General features: G+C 58.9%; 19 protein-coding genes and 1 tRNA gene. 12 read left to right on the top strand and 8 right to left on the bottom strand.

Going from position 1 to position 18,422, the window contains the following annotated elements; all coding sequences use genetic code 11:
• Positions 1 to 526 precede the first annotated feature (526 nt).
• The 4 genes from OYT13_RS18845 to OYT13_RS18830 all read left to right on the top strand — a co-directional run bounded on the left by OYT13_RS18845 (position 527) and on the right by OYT13_RS18830 (position 4,296).
• A complete protein-coding gene (locus tag OYT13_RS18845; RefSeq protein WP_268566815.1) occupies positions 527 to 1,693 on the top strand; it encodes an acetyl-CoA acetyltransferase in 1,167 nt (388 codons plus the stop codon).
• 82 nt (positions 1,694 to 1,775) lie between these two features.
• On the top strand, positions 1,776 to 3,353 hold the full coding sequence (locus tag OYT13_RS18840; RefSeq protein WP_254440925.1) for an acyl-CoA synthetase: 1,578 nt from the start codon (positions 1,776 to 1,778) through the stop codon (positions 3,351 to 3,353).
• Complete coding sequence (locus OYT13_RS18835; protein ID WP_026131953.1) at positions 3,350 to 3,886, top strand: hypothetical protein; 537 nt, start codon at positions 3,350 to 3,352, stop codon at positions 3,884 to 3,886. The genes OYT13_RS18840 and OYT13_RS18835 overlap by 4 nt, the downstream gene beginning before the upstream one ends.
• Positions 3,883 to 4,296, top strand: a complete 414-nt coding sequence (locus OYT13_RS18830; RefSeq protein WP_017233942.1) for a PPC domain-containing DNA-binding protein — start codon at positions 3,883 to 3,885, stop codon at positions 4,294 to 4,296. Before OYT13_RS18835 ends, OYT13_RS18830 begins: the two co-directional genes overlap by 4 nt.
• Before the next feature lie 80 nt (positions 4,297 to 4,376).
• Here the strand turns inward: OYT13_RS18830 and alaC are convergent, their stop codons facing one another.
• On the bottom strand, positions 4,377 to 5,594 hold the full coding sequence (gene alaC, locus OYT13_RS18825) for an alanine transaminase (RefSeq protein WP_017233941.1): 1,218 nt from the start codon (positions 5,592 to 5,594) through the stop codon (positions 4,377 to 4,379).
• 175 nt (positions 5,595 to 5,769) lie between these two features.
• Here alaC and OYT13_RS18820 point away from each other — a divergent pair, with 175 nt between their 5' ends.
• A complete protein-coding gene (locus OYT13_RS18820; RefSeq protein ID WP_261938084.1) occupies positions 5,770 to 6,099 on the top strand; it encodes a DMT family transporter in 330 nt (109 codons plus the stop codon).
• Between the two features lie 60 nt (positions 6,100 to 6,159).
• Here the strand turns inward: OYT13_RS18820 and rocD are convergent, their stop codons facing one another.
• A complete protein-coding gene (gene rocD, locus OYT13_RS18815) occupies positions 6,160 to 7,377 on the bottom strand; it encodes an ornithine--oxo-acid transaminase (protein ID WP_268566814.1) in 1,218 nt (405 codons plus the stop codon).
• Between the two features lie 187 nt (positions 7,378 to 7,564).
• On the opposite strand from rocD, the gene OYT13_RS18810 reads away from it, so the two are divergent.
• Positions 7,565 to 7,641: transfer RNA gene (locus tag OYT13_RS18810), tRNA-Arg, on the top strand.
• Positions 7,642 to 7,770: 129 nt separating this feature from the next.
• Here OYT13_RS18810 and OYT13_RS18805 read toward each other — a convergent pair.
• The 4 genes from OYT13_RS18805 to OYT13_RS18790 form a co-directional block, all read right to left on the bottom strand.
• Entirely contained in the window at positions 7,771 to 8,109 is a 339-nt protein-coding gene (locus OYT13_RS18805; RefSeq protein WP_268566813.1) for a hypothetical protein, read from the bottom strand.
• A 329-nt stretch (positions 8,110 to 8,438) separates the two neighbouring features.
• Positions 8,439 to 8,735, bottom strand: coding sequence for a hypothetical protein (locus tag OYT13_RS18800; protein WP_268566812.1), 297 nt, complete (start codon positions 8,733 to 8,735; stop codon positions 8,439 to 8,441).
• 40 nt (positions 8,736 to 8,775) lie between these two features.
• Entirely contained in the window at positions 8,776 to 9,246 is a 471-nt protein-coding gene (locus OYT13_RS18795) for a hypothetical protein (RefSeq protein WP_268566811.1), read from the bottom strand.
• 36 nt (positions 9,247 to 9,282) lie between these two features.
• Positions 9,283 to 9,831, bottom strand: coding sequence for a hypothetical protein (locus OYT13_RS18790; protein WP_268566810.1), 549 nt, complete (start codon positions 9,829 to 9,831; stop codon positions 9,283 to 9,285).
• Between the two features lie 413 nt (positions 9,832 to 10,244).
• Between OYT13_RS18790 and OYT13_RS18785 the strand changes: the two genes are divergently transcribed.
• Positions 10,245 to 10,670 carry a transcriptional regulator gene (locus tag OYT13_RS18785; RefSeq protein ID WP_268566809.1) on the top strand — a complete coding sequence of 142 codons (426 nt, stop codon included), beginning with the start codon at positions 10,245 to 10,247 and terminating at the stop codon, positions 10,668 to 10,670.
• Between the two features lie 129 nt (positions 10,671 to 10,799).
• On the opposite strand, the gene OYT13_RS18780 is transcribed toward OYT13_RS18785, so the two are convergent.
• Complete coding sequence (locus OYT13_RS18780) at positions 10,800 to 11,753, bottom strand: lysozyme inhibitor LprI family protein (protein WP_268566808.1); 954 nt, start codon at positions 11,751 to 11,753, stop codon at positions 10,800 to 10,802.
• A 297-nt stretch (positions 11,754 to 12,050) separates the two neighbouring features.
• On the opposite strand from OYT13_RS18780, the gene OYT13_RS18775 reads away from it, so the two are divergent.
• From OYT13_RS18775 to OYT13_RS18755, 5 genes are all read left to right on the top strand, one after another.
• Positions 12,051 to 12,197, top strand: coding sequence for a hypothetical protein (locus OYT13_RS18775; protein ID WP_017232910.1), 147 nt, complete (start codon positions 12,051 to 12,053; stop codon positions 12,195 to 12,197).
• 119 nt (positions 12,198 to 12,316) lie between these two features.
• Positions 12,317 to 13,282: a DUF932 domain-containing protein gene (locus OYT13_RS18770; protein WP_268566807.1), complete on the top strand. Its 966-nt coding sequence runs from the start codon at positions 12,317 to 12,319 to the stop codon at positions 13,280 to 13,282.
• A gap of 77 nt (positions 13,283 to 13,359) precedes the next feature.
• A complete protein-coding gene (locus tag OYT13_RS18765) occupies positions 13,360 to 14,361 on the top strand; it encodes a YqaJ viral recombinase family nuclease (RefSeq protein ID WP_268566806.1) in 1,002 nt (333 codons plus the stop codon).
• Positions 14,362 to 14,376: 15 nt separating this feature from the next.
• The gene (locus tag OYT13_RS18760) at positions 14,377 to 15,279 is read left to right on the top strand and encodes a recombination directionality factor (protein WP_268566805.1); all 903 of its coding nucleotides are present in this window, start codon (positions 14,377 to 14,379) and stop codon (positions 15,277 to 15,279) included.
• 971 nt (positions 15,280 to 16,250) lie between these two features.
• Positions 16,251 to 17,392, top strand: a protein-coding gene (locus OYT13_RS18755; RefSeq protein ID WP_181321408.1) for an IS3 family transposase whose coding sequence is annotated in 2 segments (ribosomal slippage) — positions 16,251 to 16,488 and positions 16,488 to 17,392 — 1,143 coding nt in all. Because the reading frame shifts where the segments join, the coding sequence is not laid out codon by codon here.
• A 64-nt stretch (positions 17,393 to 17,456) separates the two neighbouring features.
• Here the strand turns inward: OYT13_RS18755 and OYT13_RS18750 are convergent.
• Positions 17,457 to 18,308: an HNH endonuclease gene (locus OYT13_RS18750; protein ID WP_268566804.1), complete on the bottom strand. Its 852-nt coding sequence runs from the start codon at positions 18,306 to 18,308 to the stop codon at positions 17,457 to 17,459.
• Positions 18,309 to 18,422: the final 114 nt, after the last annotated feature.

The raw sequence follows: 18,422 nt of genomic DNA, 5'->3' as shown, positions 1-18,422 counted from the left end.
GTGTTGCCCTGCAACGCCTCGGCCATCTCGTAAGGCGAGCGTGAAGTGGCTCGCAAGTGGCTTGGCTATCTTACGCAAATCGAGTGCCAGATCGTCGTTCGAACGGGAAAACCCTTACGTTATTAAGGATTGTTGACCTCCCGCGCCGCGGACATTGTTTGGTTGGCCGACAGATCGTGCGACACCTGTCGCATCGGCCGCCCGTGCTGCGACACCTGTCGCATGCGGCAGGCGACAACGATGCGACAGGTGTCGCTGGGTTTCAGGTACGAGATATCGCGTTGCGGTGCAGCAAACAGCGCTGACCCGGCGCGCCGACAAATTCGCTTGATGGGCCATCGACGGCGGCTTTACGCTTGCGTCAACGGCGAGTGCGCCACGCACGCGAACGCGGCGAGGAGGACGCAACGAGACGGCGATGGAGCGCGGGCGCTCGTGCGCCACGCACGGCGGGGCTGTGCCGCACAGGTCTGGCATTGAAATTGCTCACCGGAGCGGGATGACCTCATTTTTCCGGAGACACTTCATGGTTGCTGCATGCCTCACCGGCTGGGCCCACTCCCAGTTCGGAAAACTCGATAACGTCGATGCCGAAGTCCTGTTGGCCGATGTCGCCCAAGCCGCGCTCGACGACGCGGGTCTCGCGCCCGAGCAGATCGATTCCATTCACGTCGGCACGTTCAACGGTGGCTTCCTGTACCAGGACTTTCCGTCGTCGCTCGTTTTCAATCGCATTCCTGGACTACGTTTCAAGCCGGCCACGCGCTACGAAAATGCGTGCGCAACGGGGTCGGCGGCCGTGCACGGCGGTTTGCAGTCCATCGAGGCGGGCAAGGCCACCCACGTGCTCGTGATCGGGTTCGAGAAGATGACCGAATTGGCGACGCCGCAGGTTGGCGAAGTCCTGCTCAAGTGTTCGTATGCACGCGAAGAGGCCGACATTCCGGGCGGCTTCGCAGGCGTGTTCGGCACGATCGCGCAGGCCTATTTCGATCGCTATGGCGATCAGTCCGATGCCCTGGCAGGCATCGCGGCGAAGAACCATCGCAATGGGTCGGTGAATCCTTACGCGCATATGCGTCGCGACTTCGGTTACGACTTCTGCCGCAACGTCTCCGAGAAGAATCCGTTCGTGGCCGGGCCGCTCAGGCGCACCGATTGCTCCATGGTGTCCGACGGCGCGGCGGCGCTCGTGATCTCGAAGGCCGACGTGGCGCGCACGATGCCCAAGGCGGTCGGTTTTCGCGCGGCGGTGCAGGTCAACGACTACCTGCCGCTCTCGCGGCGCGATCCGCTGGCGTTCGAAGGCGGCCAGCATGCGTGGCGTCAGGCATTGGGGGTGGCCGGTGTGTCGTTGAAGGATCTGTCGCTGGTCGAGACGCATGATTGCTTCACGATCGCTGAGCTGATCGAATACGAGGCGATGGGCCTGGCCAAACCGGGGCAGGGTGCGAGCCTGGTCGCCGAGGGCGTGACGGAGAAGAACGGTCTGCTGCCGGTCAACCCGTCGGGGGGCCTGAAGGCGAAGGGCCATCCGGTCGGCGCCACGGGCGTGTCGATGCACGTGATGGCCGCGATGCAACTGACGGGGACCGCGGGCGAGATGCAGATTCCCAACGCGCGGCTCGCGGGCGTGTTCAACATGGGCGGTGCGGCAGTGGCCAATTACGTGAGCATTCTCGAAGCGCGCTGATGCTTCGCTTGAACGGTGGTGAGGCAGGCTGCCCGGCATTTGCCGGGCGGGACTGAGCGAAAAGAACGAGGAGACGAGCGACATGCTCAAGAAGGTCATGAATCTCGGCCGCCTGCTGGCCGACGTTGCCCGACGTCATCCGGACGAGCCCGGCCTGATCGTCGGCGACAAGGTCAGCACATGGGGCGAGATCGATGCGCGCGTGAACGCCGCCGTCGATGCGCTGCGCAAACTGGGCGTGGGCAAGGGCGACAAGCTGCTGGTTCACTCGCGCAACAACCTGCCCATCTTCGAGAGTGCATGGGTCGCCTTTCGACTGGGCGCGGTGTGGGTGCCGACGAACTTCCGTATTACCGCACCGGAGGCGGCGTACCTGGGCCAATCGAGCGGTGCGTGCGTGATGATCTACGACGCTGGCTTCGAGGGGCACGTCGACGCCGTGCGCGCCGCATCGCCCGCGTTGCGCCATGTGATCGCGCTGGGCGAGCCACGCGCAGGGGAATTGCATTACGAGACGCTGGTCACGGAACATCAAGGCGCGCCCGGCTACGAGGCGGAAGTCGAGTACGAAGATCCACTGTGGTTCTTCTATACGTCGGGCACGACCGGGCATCCGAAGGCGGGCGTGCTCTCGCATGGGCAGATGGCGTTCGTCGTGACGAATCACCTGGCCGACCTGATGCCCGGCATCACCTATCGCAGCCGCTCGATGGTGGTGGCGCCGCTCTCGCACGGTGCGGGCATTCACGCCATCGTCAATACGGCGCGTGGGGCGGCCAGCGTGCTGCTGCCGGGCGAGAAGATGGATGCCGAACAAGTTTGGCAGGCGATCGAGCGTCATGGCGTCGACAACATGTTCACGGTGCCGACCATCGTCAAGATGCTGGTCGAAGACCCGGCCGTCGATCGCTACGACCATCGCTCGCTGCGGTTCGTGATTTACGCCGGGGCGCCGATGTATCGCGCCGATCAGAAATATGCGCTGCGCAAGCTGGGGCGGGTGCTGGTGCAGTACTACGGGCTGGGCGAGGTGACGGGCAACATCACCGTGTTGCCGCCGTGGCTGCACACCGATGACGACGACGCACCCGACGCGCGCGTGGGCACCTGCGGCGTGCCGCGTACCGGTATGGAGGTGGCGATTCTCGACGAGCGTGGCGAGCGTCAGCCGCCGTTCGCGTCGGGCGAGATCTGCGTGCGCGGTCCGGCGGTCTTCATGGGATATCACAATAATCCGGAGGCGAATGCCAAGGCGTTCAAGGACGACTGGTTTCACACAGGCGATCTCGGACACGTCGATGCGCAGGGGTTCCTGTACATCACGGGCCGCGCGTCGGACATGTACATCTCGGGCGGCTCGAACGTCTATCCGCGCGAGATCGAGGAAGCGTTGCTCACGCACCCGGCCGTGTCGGAGTGCGCGGTGCTTGGCGTGCCCGACCCCAAATGGGGCGAGAGCGGGCTTGCCGTGGTGGTCGCCCGGGAAGGCATGGCCGCTCAGGCCGATGAACTGCTCGGACATCTCGAAGCGCGTATCGCCCGCTACAAGTGGCCGCGGCGCTTCGTATTCTGGAATGCCATGCCCAAATCGGGCTACGGCAAGATCGTGAAGAAGCAAATCAAGACGATGCTCGAAGAGCAAGGAGACTATCGACTATGAAACCTGCGCTTTCACGGATCTATCGACATGCAGGCGCCCCCACGTTACCCCGTGTGGAAGACTGCGTGTTGAGCGGGCAGCACGAACTGCGCGTCACGATCCGGTCGGGTGCGAATCTCGGCGAGTCCTTACGCGAAGCGTTATCCCGCTATGCGTATGGTGGCGGCGTCGGCCGTTTCTGCGCGGGCACCGCGCGAGGTCTGCGGTATCACATGATCGAGACCACCGCCGACGCGGAGCGTCCCTTTGGCTATGGGGCACCGGTCGACGAAATCCGGGAGGTGGATCTGATCGGTGGCGCGATCACTGTGGGCCGCACGGCCGACGGCGCCACGCTGCTGCATTGCCATGCGGGATTTTCCGACCCGAGCGGCGAGTTGCATGGCGGCCATCTGATTCTCGATCACACGTGGGCCGGCGACGAGCCGGTCGTGATTCGCCTGTGTTTGTTCGAGCGCGGCGGCTACGTGAGCGCGGATGACGAGGAGACGCGTTTCCGTCTGCTGCATCCCATCGCGGGAGATCTCTCATGAGCGCCGAACTGGATATCCCGGTCGACATCGAGAACGGCACGCTGGGCAGGTTGGTCGTGGCGCGTCTCAAACCCAATCAGGACTTGACGGAAAGCATCGAAGCGCTGTGTGTGGAGCATGCCATCTCGCGCGCCATCGTGCGCGGTGCCGTGGGAAGCCTGATCGACGCGCGGCTGGCGTTTCGCGCGGGCGACGGCTGGCGCGAACAGCGGGTGAGCGGCCCCGGGGTGGAAATCCTCAATGTGTTCGGTGAGGTCGACGTACGGCCCGAAGCCGTGAGCGAGCTTCCCACGCTGCACGGGATGGTCGCCGATACCGACGGGCGCATGTTCGCCGGGCGCTTCGTGCGCGGCGGCAACCTCTCGTTCATCACCATTGAAGTGACGCTGCAGGAGTGGTTGCCCGCATAGGGGGCGTAGGCATCGATCAGGGCAAGGCAAACGGGGAGTCTTCGGACTCCCCGTTGCTTTAGGGCGTACGCCGTAGCGGCTCAGGCGACCGTCGGGTGCACCAGCCCGTCTTCACGGAACATGTGCTTGACGCCGCGCACGGCCTGACGAATGCGCGACTCGTTCTCGATCAGGGCGAAGCGCACATATTCGTCGCCGTACTCGCCGAAACCGATGCCTGGTGAGACCGAGACCTTGGCCTGCGCGAGCAGCTTCTTCGCGAATTCGAGTGAGCCGAGCGCGCGATACGGTTCGGGAATGCGCGCCCAGATGTACATCGACGCGCGCGGCAGATCGACGTCCCAACCCGCTTCCGTCAGGCCTTTGTAGAGCACGTCGCGGCGGCGCTGATACTGTGCGCGAATCTCTTCGACGCAGTGTTGATCGCCTTCGAGCGCGGCGATGGCGGCGACCTGCAGCGGCGTGAACGTGCCGTAGTCGTGATAGCTCTTGATGCGCGCGAGCGCGGCGACGAGTTCGGCATTGCCGACCATGAAGCCGATGCGCCAGCCGGCCATGTTGTAGCTCTTTGAGAGCGTGAAGAATTCGACGGCCACGTCCTGCGCGCCGGGCACTTGCATGATCGAGGGCGCTTTGTAGCCGTCGTAGACGATATCGGCGTAGGCCAGATCGTGCACGACGAGAATGTCGTGCTTGCGCGCGAGGTCGACCACCCGCTCGAAGAACTCGAGTTCGACGCACTGGGCGGTGGGGTTCGACGGGAAGCCGAGGATCACCATCTTGGGTTTCGGATGGCTTTCTCGAATGCCGCGCTCAAGTTCGGTGAAGAAGTCGATGCCGGGCGTCATCGGCACGGAGCGGATGTTCGCGCCCGCGATGACCGCGCCGTAGATGTGAATCGGGTACGACGGATTCGGCACGAGCACCGTATCGCCTTGATCGAGCGTGGCGAGCATCAGGTGAGCGAGGCCTTCCTTCGAGCCGATCGTGACGATGGCTTCGCGCTCGGGATCGAGGTCGACGTCGTAACGATCCTTGTACCAGCGTGTGATCGCGCGGCGCAGACGCGGAATGCCGCGCGACGTCGAATAACCGTGGGTGTCGGGGCGTTGCGCGACTTCGACGAGCTTGTTGACGATGTGCGGCGGGGTCGCGCCGTCGGGGTTGCCCATCGAGAGATCGATGATGTCCTCGCCACGGCGGCGCGCGGCCATCTTCAGCTCGGCGGTGATATTGAAAACGTAAGGGGGAAGACGATTGATGCGCGTAAAGCTGCGCGAGCCCTGAGAGCTGGACATGAGAATCCTGGAACGTAAGCGCCCGGAACCGTCCGAGCGACGCCGGTGTGCTGGCCACACCGTGACGGTGACTGTAGCGCGACGCGGGGCGCTTGGGCAAGTGAATTTTGCGGGGCCAGGCGGAGAACCCGTCGGTTATGATGATCGGCCGCGAATTCGAGGAAAAGGAGTGTCGATGGCGTATCTGTACCTGCTGGTGGCAATCGTGGCGGAGGTGATTGCCACGTCGGCGCTGAAGGCCTCGGAGGGATTCACGCGCGTCGGGCCGGTGGCGCTGGTGGTCGTGGGCTACGGCGTGGCGTTCTACATGCTGTCGCTCACACTGCGCACAATTCCCGTGGGCGTGGCTTATGCGATGTGGTCGGGGCTCGGCATCGTGCTCATCTCGATCACCGCACGCGTGTTGTTCGGTCAGAAGCTCGATGCCCCTGCGCTGATCGGCATGGCGCTCATCATCGCGGGCGTGTTGGTGATGAATCTCTGGTCGAAGTCGTCGACGCATTGACGGGCGCGGTGCTTGAATGCACGAGCGCTCCGGCGCGCATGCGCCTGACCTGGCCTCGCGTCAGGCTTCGTGTCGGGCCTCGTTTTCCGCTTCGGCCAGCACGGCCTTGAGGGCGGAGATGCAGGTGTCGATCTCCGAGCGTTCGATGACGAGCGGCGGTGCGAGGCGCAGCACGGTCGCGCGCGTTTCCTTGGCGAGCACACGACGGCGCAGCATGCGCAGGGACAGGTCGTGTGCGTCGGCGCGTGCGGGATCGATTTCGATGCCGGCCCAGAGGCCGCGGCCCCGGACTTCGCGAATGAGCGGCGAGTGAATCGCGTGTAATCGCGAGAGCAGGTATTCCCCCATCTCGGCACTGTGTCCCGGCAGGTCTTCGTCGGCTATGACGTCGAGCGCTTCGAGCGCGACGGTGGCGGCGAGGGCGTTGCCGCCGAAGGTCGAGCCGTGGCTGCCGGGCTCGAACAGGTCGATGATGTCGCGTCGTGCCACGAAGGCCGACACAGGGAGCAGGCCGCCGCCGAGTGCTTTACCGAGCATCACGCCGTCGGGCACGATGTCTTCGTGCTGATAGGCAAACCAGCGACCGGTGCGTCCGAGGCCCGACTGGATTTCGTCGAGCAGCATGAGCACGTTGTGTTCTGTGCAGAGCTGTCTCAGGGCGCGCAGGAAGCCGTCGGGCGGGACCACGATGCCGCCTTCGCCCTGAATCGTTTCGAACAGGACGGCGCAGGTGTTGGGGGTGATGGCGGCGCGCACGGCGTCGATATCGCCGAAGGGCACGCGCACGAATCCGGGCGCAAACGGGCCGAAGTCGGCGCGATAGGCGGGCTCGGACGAGAAGCCGACGATGGTGGTGGTGCGACCGTGGAAGTTGCCGTCGGCGACGATGATTTCGGCTTTGTCGGCGGGAATGCGTTTGGCGCTGTAGCCCCAGCGGCGGGCGGCCTTGATGGCGGTTTCGACGGCTTCCGCGCCGGTGTTCATCGGCAGTGCGCCGCCGAGTGTGGTGAGGTCGCACAACCGTTCGAGGAAGGCGCCGAGCCGGTCGGTGTAGAAGGCGCGGGAGACGACGGCGAGGCGTTGTGCCTGCGCGGTGAGCGCGGCGACCAGGCGAGGATGCGCATGACCGTGGCTGACGGCGGAGTAGGCACTCATCATGTCGAGATAGCGGTTGCCCTCGACATCCCAGACCCAGACGCCCTTGGCGTGCGAGAGCACGACGGGCAGCGGCGCGTAGTTGTGGGCGCCAAAGCGTTGTTCGCGTTCGATTTCGTTCATGCTCGCGCTCCTCCACGTTGCCAGTCTAAAGGCGAACGAGACGGCACGCAAAGGGGGACATCTCCTGAAGCGATGCCGATGAAATTGGCATGCGCGTGCGCTATAATCGTCGATTGCTTGGGCGTGATGCGTTATCTCGCCACAGCAAGACCCGCCGGCAGCGACGTCTTGTCGCCGCCATCACGCACTGCCCATAGCTCAGTTGGATAGAGCATCGGCCTTCTAAGCCGACGGTCGGGGGTTCGAATCCCTCTGGGCAGGCCAGTAAATCAAAGGGCTGTGCTGTGTTGTACTCGCGGCGTGGCTCGGTTGTGCTACCGATGTGCTACCCAATCTATCCAATTCGATCAACTATCGATAAATCCGAACAGGAGCAGTCGAGGGGGCAATTTTTCACGCCGCAGGGGCTTGTTTGCCGGCCTCAGAAACTACGTCATTGATCTTCACCCTTGCCAACGGGTTGTGTAAGTACGTGCGCAATAATTCGTACAACTGCACGTTACCAGTCGAGCCACCGGACAGGTTGCAGGCCAGCACGAGTGCCCTGACAGCATTGTCAATCTGTCGATCGGACAATGATGCAAACTGCGTCGCCGTTACTTCCTTCGCCGGTGGCTCTACATAGAACTCCGGCCAACCTCTCTTGATTCCGTTCAGGATCATCGCTTGAGCCTGTTCAATTGCTCGCTTTTCAAGCGTCGCAGCCGACTCTTCACTGATATGCTTGGTCACCGCGTCCCTCGCAGCAGTTGAATATCGATTCCCGATGCATTGGCAATAATTCTTGCTCGATCGATATTAGGAATTCGACCTGCATTCAGCCATAAATGGACCGTGGCGTTGCTCACTGAGGCAGCGTGGGCTGCTTTAGTCGCCCCACCGATCCTTTCGACTGCTACTCTCACGTGGTTTTGTGTAATGTACATACGCTATTTTTCCTTTTTATTGATAAGCGTGCGACAATTTATTGATTACTTCTTGTCTATATTTATTTTAGTGTGCCGACTGTCGGTGGTGGGGCGGGGACGATACTTTTTTGATGATGCCCCCACATTACATGTTCAACGCAAGAATCGTTGACACCCGTTGACGGCGATCCGATACAGCTGGGCAGGAGAATAGTTCGGCGTTGCGTAAACGATGGTCAAAACTTCGTTTTCCGCTGCACCCGGTGGCTGCCCCCATTGCTCGGCATAGCCGACCTCGTAATCGTGTCGAGGAACGCCCTTGTCCCTAATTTCTGCTGTTGTCCGAATTGCATTTGCGCGGGCCATGCAGACGTTGAACATGGCTTCGTCAGCGTGGGCAGAAACAGTGATGCTGAGCAACAACCAAATCAACAAATTTCGGCTAAACATATACTCTACCTCGACACGTTGCTCGCATTGAGTGAAGTCATCATTCTCGTTTGGCTGCCGGATCAATCACGGCAATTACCCCGATGTCGGCATAGGTACCGACGGCTCTCCCGATAACTGCGGCGTACCTGTGATCCTTTTCCAGGCCGAGCAGTACCTCCCGCACGTTATCAGAGGCCACGACAATGAGGTCCCCCCCGTTCGTTCTGCAGGTTACGGACGGGTATCCGTCTCGCAGGCGAGGTGCATAACAATAATGCGCGGGGAAAAGGACAAGCTTTCGCTTTAAGGTGCCCGCCTGCAAACCGAGCGTGAGATTTAGCACGTCCCTCTCTGTTGCAGAAACGTCAGGGTCTTTGACATCCATAAGCCGGATGGGGACATCCTCAATATTTTTCACGGAATCTCTACCGATCCATACCCAGTCATTCGCATGGCTTCGGTGCTTAAAAGCATACGCACCAGCTACGAGCAAAAGACCAGCCAGCAATATTGTGTGTGTTTTTCGCATTGCATCGTCTCGCTCGTTAAGCAAGCGCAAATTTCCCTAAAAAACCAACGCCTTTATCTGAGCAATGTCGTCGACCAAAAGCACTTGACTTTTTATTAGTGGAATCAATGCTGTCAAAAAATCGTCGGTTGGTTCCCGAGGGGGGAATTCGCTAAGCGAGATAATCGCCTTTTGTTTCCTATCCGCAAACTCCGACTCCGTTAATAATCCATTCGATGAGAGGTTGTGAAGCTTGCGAATGTTATCGACGAACTCTTGAGCTGAAGTGGTTTTTGCTTCAATCTCGGCCACCTCAATTTCTGCTTTTCGTTTCAAAAATGCATCATCTTCAGATTTTTTATTCTTATTTTGAGCGGTGACGTACGCATCATATGCAGCGTATCCGATGAGAGGGATCACGAGCAGCCACGCGGCGATGCCGAACATAATTCCAGCCAGCACGGCGGCGAAGAACATGACGAGACCTTTAGGAGCGTCGTCGTTATACAACTGTCCTGCACCGACGCACACAATGCTCAGCACGCATGCAAGCGTCGGATTTTTCGGCCTAGCCAACTCCTCGACTTTGGGCATAATCGTGCTCAAACTGCACCTCCATCGTTGTTCTTTCGATACCACTGTGCAAGCTTGTAACCGCCATAGCCCAAGGCAGCGGCTGCCACTATGGGTGCGGCAGCGGTTATAACCACGCCAGCGGCCATCCCACCACCTGCCATGCTCCCGACTGCGGCAAGACCTGATGTGATCCCTGCCGCCCCCAAGCCGGCAACTGAGCCACTAGCCGCAACAGCGGCAACTGCACCCCCAGCCCCCGCAACAGCGCCAACACTGGCACCAACGGCTGCTCCCGTTAGTTCAGTAGGCGAGTTCTCTTTTTCTTTAGACACAGTCTGGCTCCTTCCAACGTGTAGGTACTGATGCGAAAGAATAAACCATTGAGTTGTTAACAACAACCAAACGGTTATCACGACGACGAACGTCTATTCCACACTCGGCAGATGCCGACACTGGACGAAAAGAAGGCGTTCGCCGCCCGCCTCAAGCAAGCCCTGAAACGCAGTCCGAAGAAGATCGAGACTGCGTCTGAACTCGCCACGCAGTTCAATCTCCGTCACCCAGTCGAGCCGATCACCCCTCAAGCGGCACAGAAGTGGCTGACCGGAACGGCACGACCCACGGTGGACAAGATCAAGACGCTTGCCGAGTGGTTGGATGTGTCCGAGCAATGGTTGCGTTTCGGCGTGACGGATATGAAGCGCCCTCGCCCCGCGAAGGGTGCGATGGCGGCGGAAGAGGAAGTTAGGCCGACAGTGAAGGAACTTGAATTGCTTCGCCGATTGCGCAACCTTTCAGACTACCGCCGGCAACTCGTTGAAGGCCTTGTCGAGCAACTATCACTCGACGGCGAGGTTTGGAAGGGTTGATTCTTTGACTAGGGCCGGGGAAGGAGTCCACCGGGACGCCCACTTTCGCAGTGTCAACCTCAGCCTAGCCGATCCTTCTTGGGGATCGATTACCACACTGAGGCCTTGCCGCAATTGGTCTTGGAACAGTTACTGAGCCGTTTGTGACAGACTTTGCTGTACTGACGCCTTCAACACCTGCGTTCGGTCGATGGTCATCTGTACTTCACAGTTCAACTTGTTGATCTGGAATTCGGCGGTATCGGCCGCGCCGCTATCGAGTGCCTTAATTTTGCACTCGTTTTCTCGTTGAGCCAGCCACAAACGCTGCTCCGGCAGCAGGCTTTGTCGCCATTCTTTACTACCTGCGTTCCAAACCACGTTGATCGCATCGTTGGCCGCCTTGATATCGGCCTTCGCCTTTTGTAGCTGAGCACTAGTAACCGCAGCTTGCGCTTGGGCGATTTCGGCCTGTTGCTGTTGAGCTTGCAACGCCTGTTGCTGCTGCTCCTTCGCTTGCTCAGCCTTCTTCTGCTCCAACACGGTTTTCAGCAACGACTGATCGATGAGTGTTGAGGTAAACGTAACTGCCGCATTTGATCCGTCGGTACTGCCATAGATTTTCTTGCCATCATCGGTAGGCTGCACGCTGTAATCGAGCGATGACTTCACAGTGTTGGCGTCGAATTCCACGCCAGCACGCAACGCATCCTGATGCGTGTTTGTCAGGGAAAGCATGCTACGAGTCGCGTCTGCGCTGGCGACGACATCGGATGGCACCGAAACCTTCATCGTTGCAGAACAGAATTTCTTCGTGCTGTTCGGGTCACTCTTCGTGGTGAGGACGTCCTCAAGGGTGAAGGTAAGTTTTTCGATGGTGGCCCGAATCGACGCGCTATCGATATTGAGATTGGCGTTTTGATTGGCGAAATCCGAGGTTACCTTCTTGACAATCGCATCCTTTAAAATCGAAGCGACTACGGACTTTGAGTCGTCACTGCCGCAAGCGACTTCTTGCTTCTGAGAGCATGCCGCCAATGTAGCGATCAACAACAGTGGAACTAGCTTTTTCACGATTTTTCCTTTTTTTATTGCTTTGAGCATCCAGCAAGTTCCAATGCCTCTTCCCCGGCCCCGAAACATGGCTGTGCGGTTGTACGCCCTTTTGTGTGCCATCGCCGCATAGATTAGCAAATAGTGTCGATATTTTGTGTCGCCCAGATCGAAAATATCCCGTCAGTTGAAGCTCTGCGGGATACGTTCGGGAAAATTACTCGAACAACACTGCTGCAGACCTCGGCACGCGCAGGTTGCAGCCAGCGCCGTCAATTTCAGTACTCACCCTTGGTACAAGAACAATACGGGAGCGCGTCAGCCTTCCGCCTTAACCAAGGAGCCGTCATGCATAAATCTGCTTTCAATCTTCTGCTGGTCGTCCTTATCGAGGCCATCTGCGCCGTCGCGGCCTATCTGAAGGACCGTCTAATGGGAAGCCTTCACCGCTCCGGTGACGACGAGCCGTGGGCGAATCACCCCGAGTTCGCCTAACACTTTCCGCAACTCCCCGTAGCCGGTTCTGGCTGCATCGCTTCTCATCCCCGCATTCAATCGTAGCCTCGCCCGGTTCTGACCTGGCTGGATGCGCACGTCTATTCAAGGAGTTCCAAATGCACCTCGTGCAATCGATGGCCTATACCGGAGCCGAACCTTGGCACGGACTCGGAAATCAACTTGCGCCGCACCAGCCGCTCGAAGTCTGGGCCCAACAGGCGGGTATGGATTGGAAAATCGAAGAATCCGAAGTTCGCTTCGTTGCCGGCACCGGTGGTCTGGGCTCGATCCACGCCTTCCCCGACCAGAAGGTCTTGTATCGAAGCGACACGAAAGACCCGCTCTCGGTGGTGTCGAGCCGTTATCAGGTCGTGCAACCGCAGGAAATCCTGGAGTTTTATCGAGACCTTACTGAAGTGGGTGGCTTTCAGCTCGAAACAGCAGGTGTACTAAAAGGCGGACGTAAGCTCTGGGCACTGGCACGCACCGGACAGTCCGTCGCCCTCAAGGGCAGAGACGTGGTGGACGGCTACTTGCTCCTCGCCACCGCCTGCGACGGAACACTAGCGACAACTGCACAATTTACGTCCGTCCGTGTCGTTTGCAATAACACATTGGCCGTAGCACTCGGCGACAGCACTGGAGCGATCAAGGTGCCTCATCGAAGCCAGTTCGATCAGCAAACCGTTAAGCGTCAGTTGGGGATCGCCATCTCGTCATGGGATGAATTCCTGGTGCGGATGAAAGCCCTGTCCGAGCGGAAGGTCAAGCATGAAACGGCGGACGCCTACTTCCAGCGTGTGCTGACCTACCCGACAACCACGGATTCCGGCAACGCAACGACAACGACCAACGAGCGGGCTATCAAGGCCGTGCATGAGCTTTTCTCTGGCCGTGGCAAAGGTGCGGACCTTGCTTCTGCGTCTGGCACTGCGTGGGGTCTCGTCAACGCTGTTACCGAATACGTCGACCACCAACGCCGAGCCAGAAGCGAAGACCACCGTCGAGACGCTGCATGGTTTGGTGCCGGTGCCACCTTGAAAGAAAAGGCTTGGGACGAAGCCCTTCGCTTGGTCGCATAGCCGCTCCCCCCACCGCAATACCGAAGCCCAGTTGAACCTCGTGTTCGCCGGGCTTTTCTTCATTGAAGGAGCTGAACATGAGCACTGCAATCAGTATTGAAAAGCCTGCCAGGAATCGGCCCGCTCTGCGACTTGTAAATACGCTGAATCTGGACCGTGAAGACTGGCTCGCTGTTCGCAAGACAGGGATCGGTGGATCCGACGCAGCCGCCGCAGTTGGCTTGAATCCGTACAAATCGATGTTGGAACTCTGGCTTGAGAAAACGGGGGGAGACGCCGAGCTCGAAAAGCCGAATCCCAATGACACCACTCATCCAGTCTTTTGGGGAACGCTGCTCGAACCCATCGTTGCAGCAGCGTACAGCCAACAGACTGGCAACCGCGTCCGCAAGGTCAATGCCGTGCTGCGACATCCGACCGTACCGTTCATGCTGGCCAACTTGGACCGAGAAGTTGTCTCTGCACCCGGCGTACAAATCCTCGAATGCAAGACCGCTGGCGAGTTCGGATCTCGACTGTGGCGAAATGGTGTGCCGGAATACGTACAGTTGCAGGTACAGCATCAACTCGCCGTGACCGGAAAGCGAGCCGCTCACGTCGCTGTGTTGCTTTGCGGTCAGAAGTTGGACGTTCATCGCATCGAGCGTGACGACGAGCTGATCGCAAGACTGATCGAACTCGAGGCCCGGTTCTGGCAATACGTGGAAAGCGACATGCCACCACCGGCTGACGGTTCGGAATCTGCCGATCGTGCCTTACGTTGCTTGTTTCCCAAAGACGCCGGAAACACCGTCGACTTCAGCGACGATCGGAACCTGTCCGCCACGTTCTCCGACCTTGTTACGGTCCGTGCCGAAATCGAATCACGGGAACAGCTCGAATCGAAGCTCAAACAATGCCTCCAGCAGGCCATGGGAGACGCGTCACGGGCGTTGTTTGAGACCGGCGAGGTCACGTTCAAGCGTAGCAAGGATGGCTCCAGCGTCGATTTAAAGAGGCTTCTCGCCGATCACCCCGAGCTTCAACAACAGTACGCCATCACGAAGCCCGGCTCTCGTCGGTTCCTGGTATCAGTCTAGTCAACGGAGGTAATTATGTTGAAAGGTTTGGCGATTACGCCGCCTGTGGTCGGGCGAATTTCTATCGGTCGGATCGTAGAGAAGAACGGCAAGCGATTGCCTGAGAAGGACGACCAGTTCACGATCACGACGCAGATGCAGAACCGAGACGGGTGGATACTTCATCCTTTCGACGAAGCTTTGCGAAAAGCGGGTAGTGGCAAGCTGAGGTCGATCCCGGTTCGTGTGTTGTTCAACGACCCGGATCTAAATCTGCGTGCTGAGTACTCGGTGTTTGACCGGCAAAACGGACGGCCAGTATGTGTTGGTAACGGCGAGACTTGCCGGCGTGTCGGTGACGAGGGCGTCGCAACATTGCCATGTCCGTCTCCCGACGGCTGTGCATTTGGGCAGACCGGCGGTTGCAAGCCCTATGGCCGACTGAACGTTGTCATTGGCGACGAGGATGAGCTCGGTTCGTTCATTTTCAGAACCACGTCGTTCAACTCCATTCGCACGTTGGCCGCACGGCTGCATTACTTCAACGCCGTGTCAGGTGGATTGCTGGCGACGATGCCGTTGGAACTGAAGCTACGTGGAAAATCGACAACGCAAAGCCGTAGGTCTGCAATCTACTATGTCGATCTCGTCGTTCAGTCTGGGCTTACGTTGGAAGACGCCATTGCTCGGGCTCGAGAGTTGGACGGGCAGCGCAAGGCTTCAGGCTTCGATCAGGCTGCGCTCGACGATGCTGCTCGGGTCGGATTTGCCAACGGCGCGTTCGAGGAATCTGGGGAAGACACGCAGGCAGTCGTGGATGAGTTCTATCCGGACAGCGACGGTACCGAGAATGCCGAAGTCGACAAGCGGGCCGATAACGTAAGCCTGAAGGACAAGCTCGAACGCAAGGCTACGAGAGCGCCGGGAGACTCGTCATGATCTTCATCGAAGTCATCCTGATCCTGACCGTTGCGCCGTTTCTTCTGATTGTGGTCGGGTTGGTGTGGCTGTGGGGCGGCCACAAGTTGCTGGCCTGTATTTTGGGACGCTGATGCGCCCCTTGGCTCCCGCAGGCGTGGGGGCTTTTTTAGCAGTCCGACATCGCTGCATTTCTCTACTATATATTAGGAAATGCTCGAAGCCTAAAACGAAGCACTGGTGCAGCATTCCTGCATTCGGTCGCCCACCAGTTTTGAAATTTCGTGGGCAAGGCAGAGTGGATGCGAGAACTACGGAGCATCCAGGCGGCAAGGCAAGCCGCAAGTGTAGCGGGCCTAACGTCGCCGGCCTGTCCCATAGCTCCCCGGCAGCATGAGACGAGAGTCCATCAGGTCATAGCTCACTTTTTCTTCAGGACCTTCTTTGCGGGCTTGGCCGCAGTAGCTTTGCTAGGTGCGGACTTAGGTGCAGTCGATTTGACGGCGACTGGCTTGGTTTGGGCCTGCTTCGCTGCCTTGGCTATCTGCTCTGGGGTGGCCTCTTGAACTTGCGAGGCTTCATGTCGGTGACGACAAAGTTGAGCTTAGGACGAAGGGCGGCAATGAAGGTGCCGGTACCTGTCAGATCGAGTTCAGGTTAATACATTTCATCCGAGCATAAGTATCACTCGATACGGCGACCGACTTGCGGTGCACCGATCCGACATTCGTTCCGTAGTATTCGCCAGTCAGTCGGACGCTCTTGCTCAAGGGGCCGACTTCGCAATACAGTGGGTTGATCTCGTCGGGTCAGATCTGCTAAGGGATTCCTCGTAAGTTCCCACCAGCCGCACTGCAAGGACCAAAATAACTCAAACAGGCAGGTGCAGCCGTCGAAATTCCGACAATGGCCCGACAAATATGTCCCCGTGGACCGGCCAGCCTTTCGTAGACATCTTCGAGCCATAATTTATGGCAACCGAGGAGGTCAGTATGAGTGGCAAGCGGTATACGGATGAGTTCAAGATCGAGGCAGTTAAACAAGTGACCGAGCGCGGTCATTCGGTGAGGGATGTGGCACAGCGACTGGGCATCACGACACACAGTCTGTATGCGTGGAAGCTGAAGTTCGGCCAGCCCGATATCGTGCGGCAGACAGAGTTGGATCAAAGCGCCGAGGTTCGGCGACTGAAGGCCGAGCTTAAGCGCGTGACCGAGGAGCGCGACATTCTAAAAAAAGCCGCCGCGTACTTTGCAAAGGGGTAACGGCAAGGTACGCATTCATGCGATCCCATATCGGCGAGTTCTGTCTGAAGTCGATGTGCCGGATACTTGGCGTGCATCGCAGCGGCTATTACGTGTGGCAGCGTCAGGCGGTCAGCGCTCGCAAGCGCGAGGATGATCGATTGCTTGGTCTGATCAAGCACTCCTGGTTGGCCAGTGGTGGCGTCTATGGCTATCGCAAGATTACAGTGGATCTACGTGAGTCAGGCGAGACGTGCAGCCGTCACCGTGTCCATCGGCTCATGAAGGGCGAGGGTCTGCGGGCTGAGGTGGGCTACGGCAGCAAGCCACGTTATCGCGGCGGCCCCGTCGGCGTGGTTGCCAACGTGCTAAACCGCGAGTTCACACCGACTGCCCCGAACCGGGTCTGGGTGACGGACATCACGTACATCCGGACCTACGAAGGCTGGCTATATCTGGCGGCCGTGATGGACCTGTACTCACGCCAGATCGTCGGCTGGGCTGCGCGCTCGACGATGACCAGCGATCTGGTTTTACAAGCACTGTTGGCGGCGGTCTGGAAACGAAAGCCCGGACCCGGTGTCATGGTGCATTCGGATCAGGGCAGTCAGTTCACCAGCGATGACTGGCAGTCATTCCTGAAGGCGCACCACATGGTACCGAGCATGAGTCGTCGCGGTAATTGCCACGATAACGCTGTGGCCGAGAGCTTCTTCAGCGCCCTGAAAAAGGAGCGGATCAAACGACGTATCTACCCGAGTCGGGCAACCGCCACCTCGGACTTGTTCGATTACATCGAAATGTTTTATAACTCGGTTCGTCGGCATGGCTCCGCCGGCGATCTTTCACCGATTGAGTTTGAACGGCGCTACGCGCCAAACGGCTCGTGAGTGTCTATGAAACTCTGGCCGGTCCACCGTTCTTCGGCAGCGACATCGCTCGAGTACGTGCAGGCTACCGGAGCAAGGCACGGTGCTCTGCCAAGTACGCGGCAAAGCGAACCTGGGCACCGTCCGCCATGCCCTCAAGGTTCAAGCAACTTTGAGGCCCAAGCCCAATAGCGGCAAGTCCATCTGTGGCGTCTCGGTTATCTAACAACGTCGGCCCCATTACGATCCGACCGTCGTCGAGGAAAGAAATGAGATGTTGGTCGAACAGTCTATCGAGGTGTGCACACAGTAGAACTCCGTTTGCACCGTCCAGCCTCTCGTTCGCCGTTTCGCACCTACGCCATGGACGCACATGGGACGCCACAAGCATAGGTCGAATGGCGATTCCGGTGACTGCACATGCGTCTCCCAAGCCCCATGTTTCGATCACGTTACTTCGGAAAAGTCCTTGACCGATACGAGCGAGGGCTAGCGTTTCTCGCTCCGTCGCTTCCAGCGGCAAGATATGAAGCATTTCAAGGTCTGCGACGACTTCCCCCGCATCATCAGTCTCAAGTCCTTGAAGCATCGTATCAAATCGCTCGATGTAGTCCTGCCGAACTGACCCCATGCTCTGGCCGGACGTAAACCGATTGTGAAACTCCCTGTTGTCAAACCATGGCTCGGTCGATATCGATAATTTAGCCGTTGGCCGTGCTTCGGCTCGTAAGTTCAGCCTTCGTGCATTGTTTTCTGGAGGATCAATGGATACGACCTCATATCGTCCCTCAAGAAAGTATGTCGGCTGATTCGGGCGATCTCCTGAGATGACATAGAGACGGTCACCTGCCTGCACATTGCGTTTCGTCGTCCAATAGTAGGTGTGCCAGAACTCACCGTGCTCGTGTGTCTTATGGTATGCAAAGATCTTTTTCATGTATTCGTCGATAAGCTTTGGATACAGTGGATGGGCTTGGCGGCAGTGCCCTGGTATCGGCAAACGTTTGATTCGCAATCTGCCTTCTTGTCGAACGTATTCGCCCTGCTCCTC

Origin of the sequence: Pandoraea sp. XJJ-1, assembly GCF_026802345.1 — a bacterium.
In the GTDB taxonomy this organism is placed as follows: Bacteria; Pseudomonadota; Gammaproteobacteria; order Burkholderiales; family Burkholderiaceae; genus Pandoraea; species Pandoraea cepalis.
Note: the sequence above shows the minus strand (reverse complement) of the source record. Positions and strands in the feature narration are given on the sequence as shown.

Coding starts and splice junctions, on each gene's coding strand:
- OYT13_RS18835 (WP_026131953.1), top strand. CDS start 3,350: ATGAAACCTGCGCTTTCACGGATCTATCGACATGCAGGCGCCCCCACG.
- OYT13_RS18845 (WP_268566815.1), top strand. CDS start 527: ATGGTTGCTGCATGCCTCACCGGCTGGGCCCACTCCCAGTTCGGAAAA.
- OYT13_RS18795 (WP_268566811.1), bottom strand. CDS start 9,246: ATGCGAAAAACACACACAATATTGCTGGCTGGTCTTTTGCTCGTAGCT.
- OYT13_RS18830 (WP_017233942.1), top strand. CDS start 3,883: ATGAGCGCCGAACTGGATATCCCGGTCGACATCGAGAACGGCACGCTG.
- OYT13_RS18780 (WP_268566808.1), bottom strand. CDS start 11,753: ATGCTCAAAGCAATAAAAAAAGGAAAAATCGTGAAAAAGCTAGTTCCA.
- OYT13_RS18750 (WP_268566804.1), bottom strand. CDS start 18,308: ATGAAAAAGATCTTTGCATACCATAAGACACACGAGCACGGTGAGTTC.
- OYT13_RS18770 (WP_268566807.1), top strand. CDS start 12,317: ATGCACCTCGTGCAATCGATGGCCTATACCGGAGCCGAACCTTGGCAC.
- OYT13_RS18800 (WP_268566812.1), bottom strand. CDS start 8,735: ATGTTTAGCCGAAATTTGTTGATTTGGTTGTTGCTCAGCATCACTGTT.
- OYT13_RS18775 (WP_017232910.1), top strand. CDS start 12,051: ATGCATAAATCTGCTTTCAATCTTCTGCTGGTCGTCCTTATCGAGGCC.
- OYT13_RS18840 (WP_254440925.1), top strand. CDS start 1,776: ATGCTCAAGAAGGTCATGAATCTCGGCCGCCTGCTGGCCGACGTTGCC.
- OYT13_RS18785 (WP_268566809.1), top strand. CDS start 10,245: ATGCCGACACTGGACGAAAAGAAGGCGTTCGCCGCCCGCCTCAAGCAA.
- OYT13_RS18765 (WP_268566806.1), top strand. CDS start 13,360: ATGAGCACTGCAATCAGTATTGAAAAGCCTGCCAGGAATCGGCCCGCT.
- OYT13_RS18820 (WP_261938084.1), top strand. CDS start 5,770: ATGGCGTATCTGTACCTGCTGGTGGCAATCGTGGCGGAGGTGATTGCC.
- rocD (WP_268566814.1), bottom strand. CDS start 7,377: ATGAACGAAATCGAACGCGAACAACGCTTTGGCGCCCACAACTACGCG.
- alaC (WP_017233941.1), bottom strand. CDS start 5,594: ATGTCCAGCTCTCAGGGCTCGCGCAGCTTTACGCGCATCAATCGTCTT.
- OYT13_RS18760 (WP_268566805.1), top strand. CDS start 14,377: ATGTTGAAAGGTTTGGCGATTACGCCGCCTGTGGTCGGGCGAATTTCT.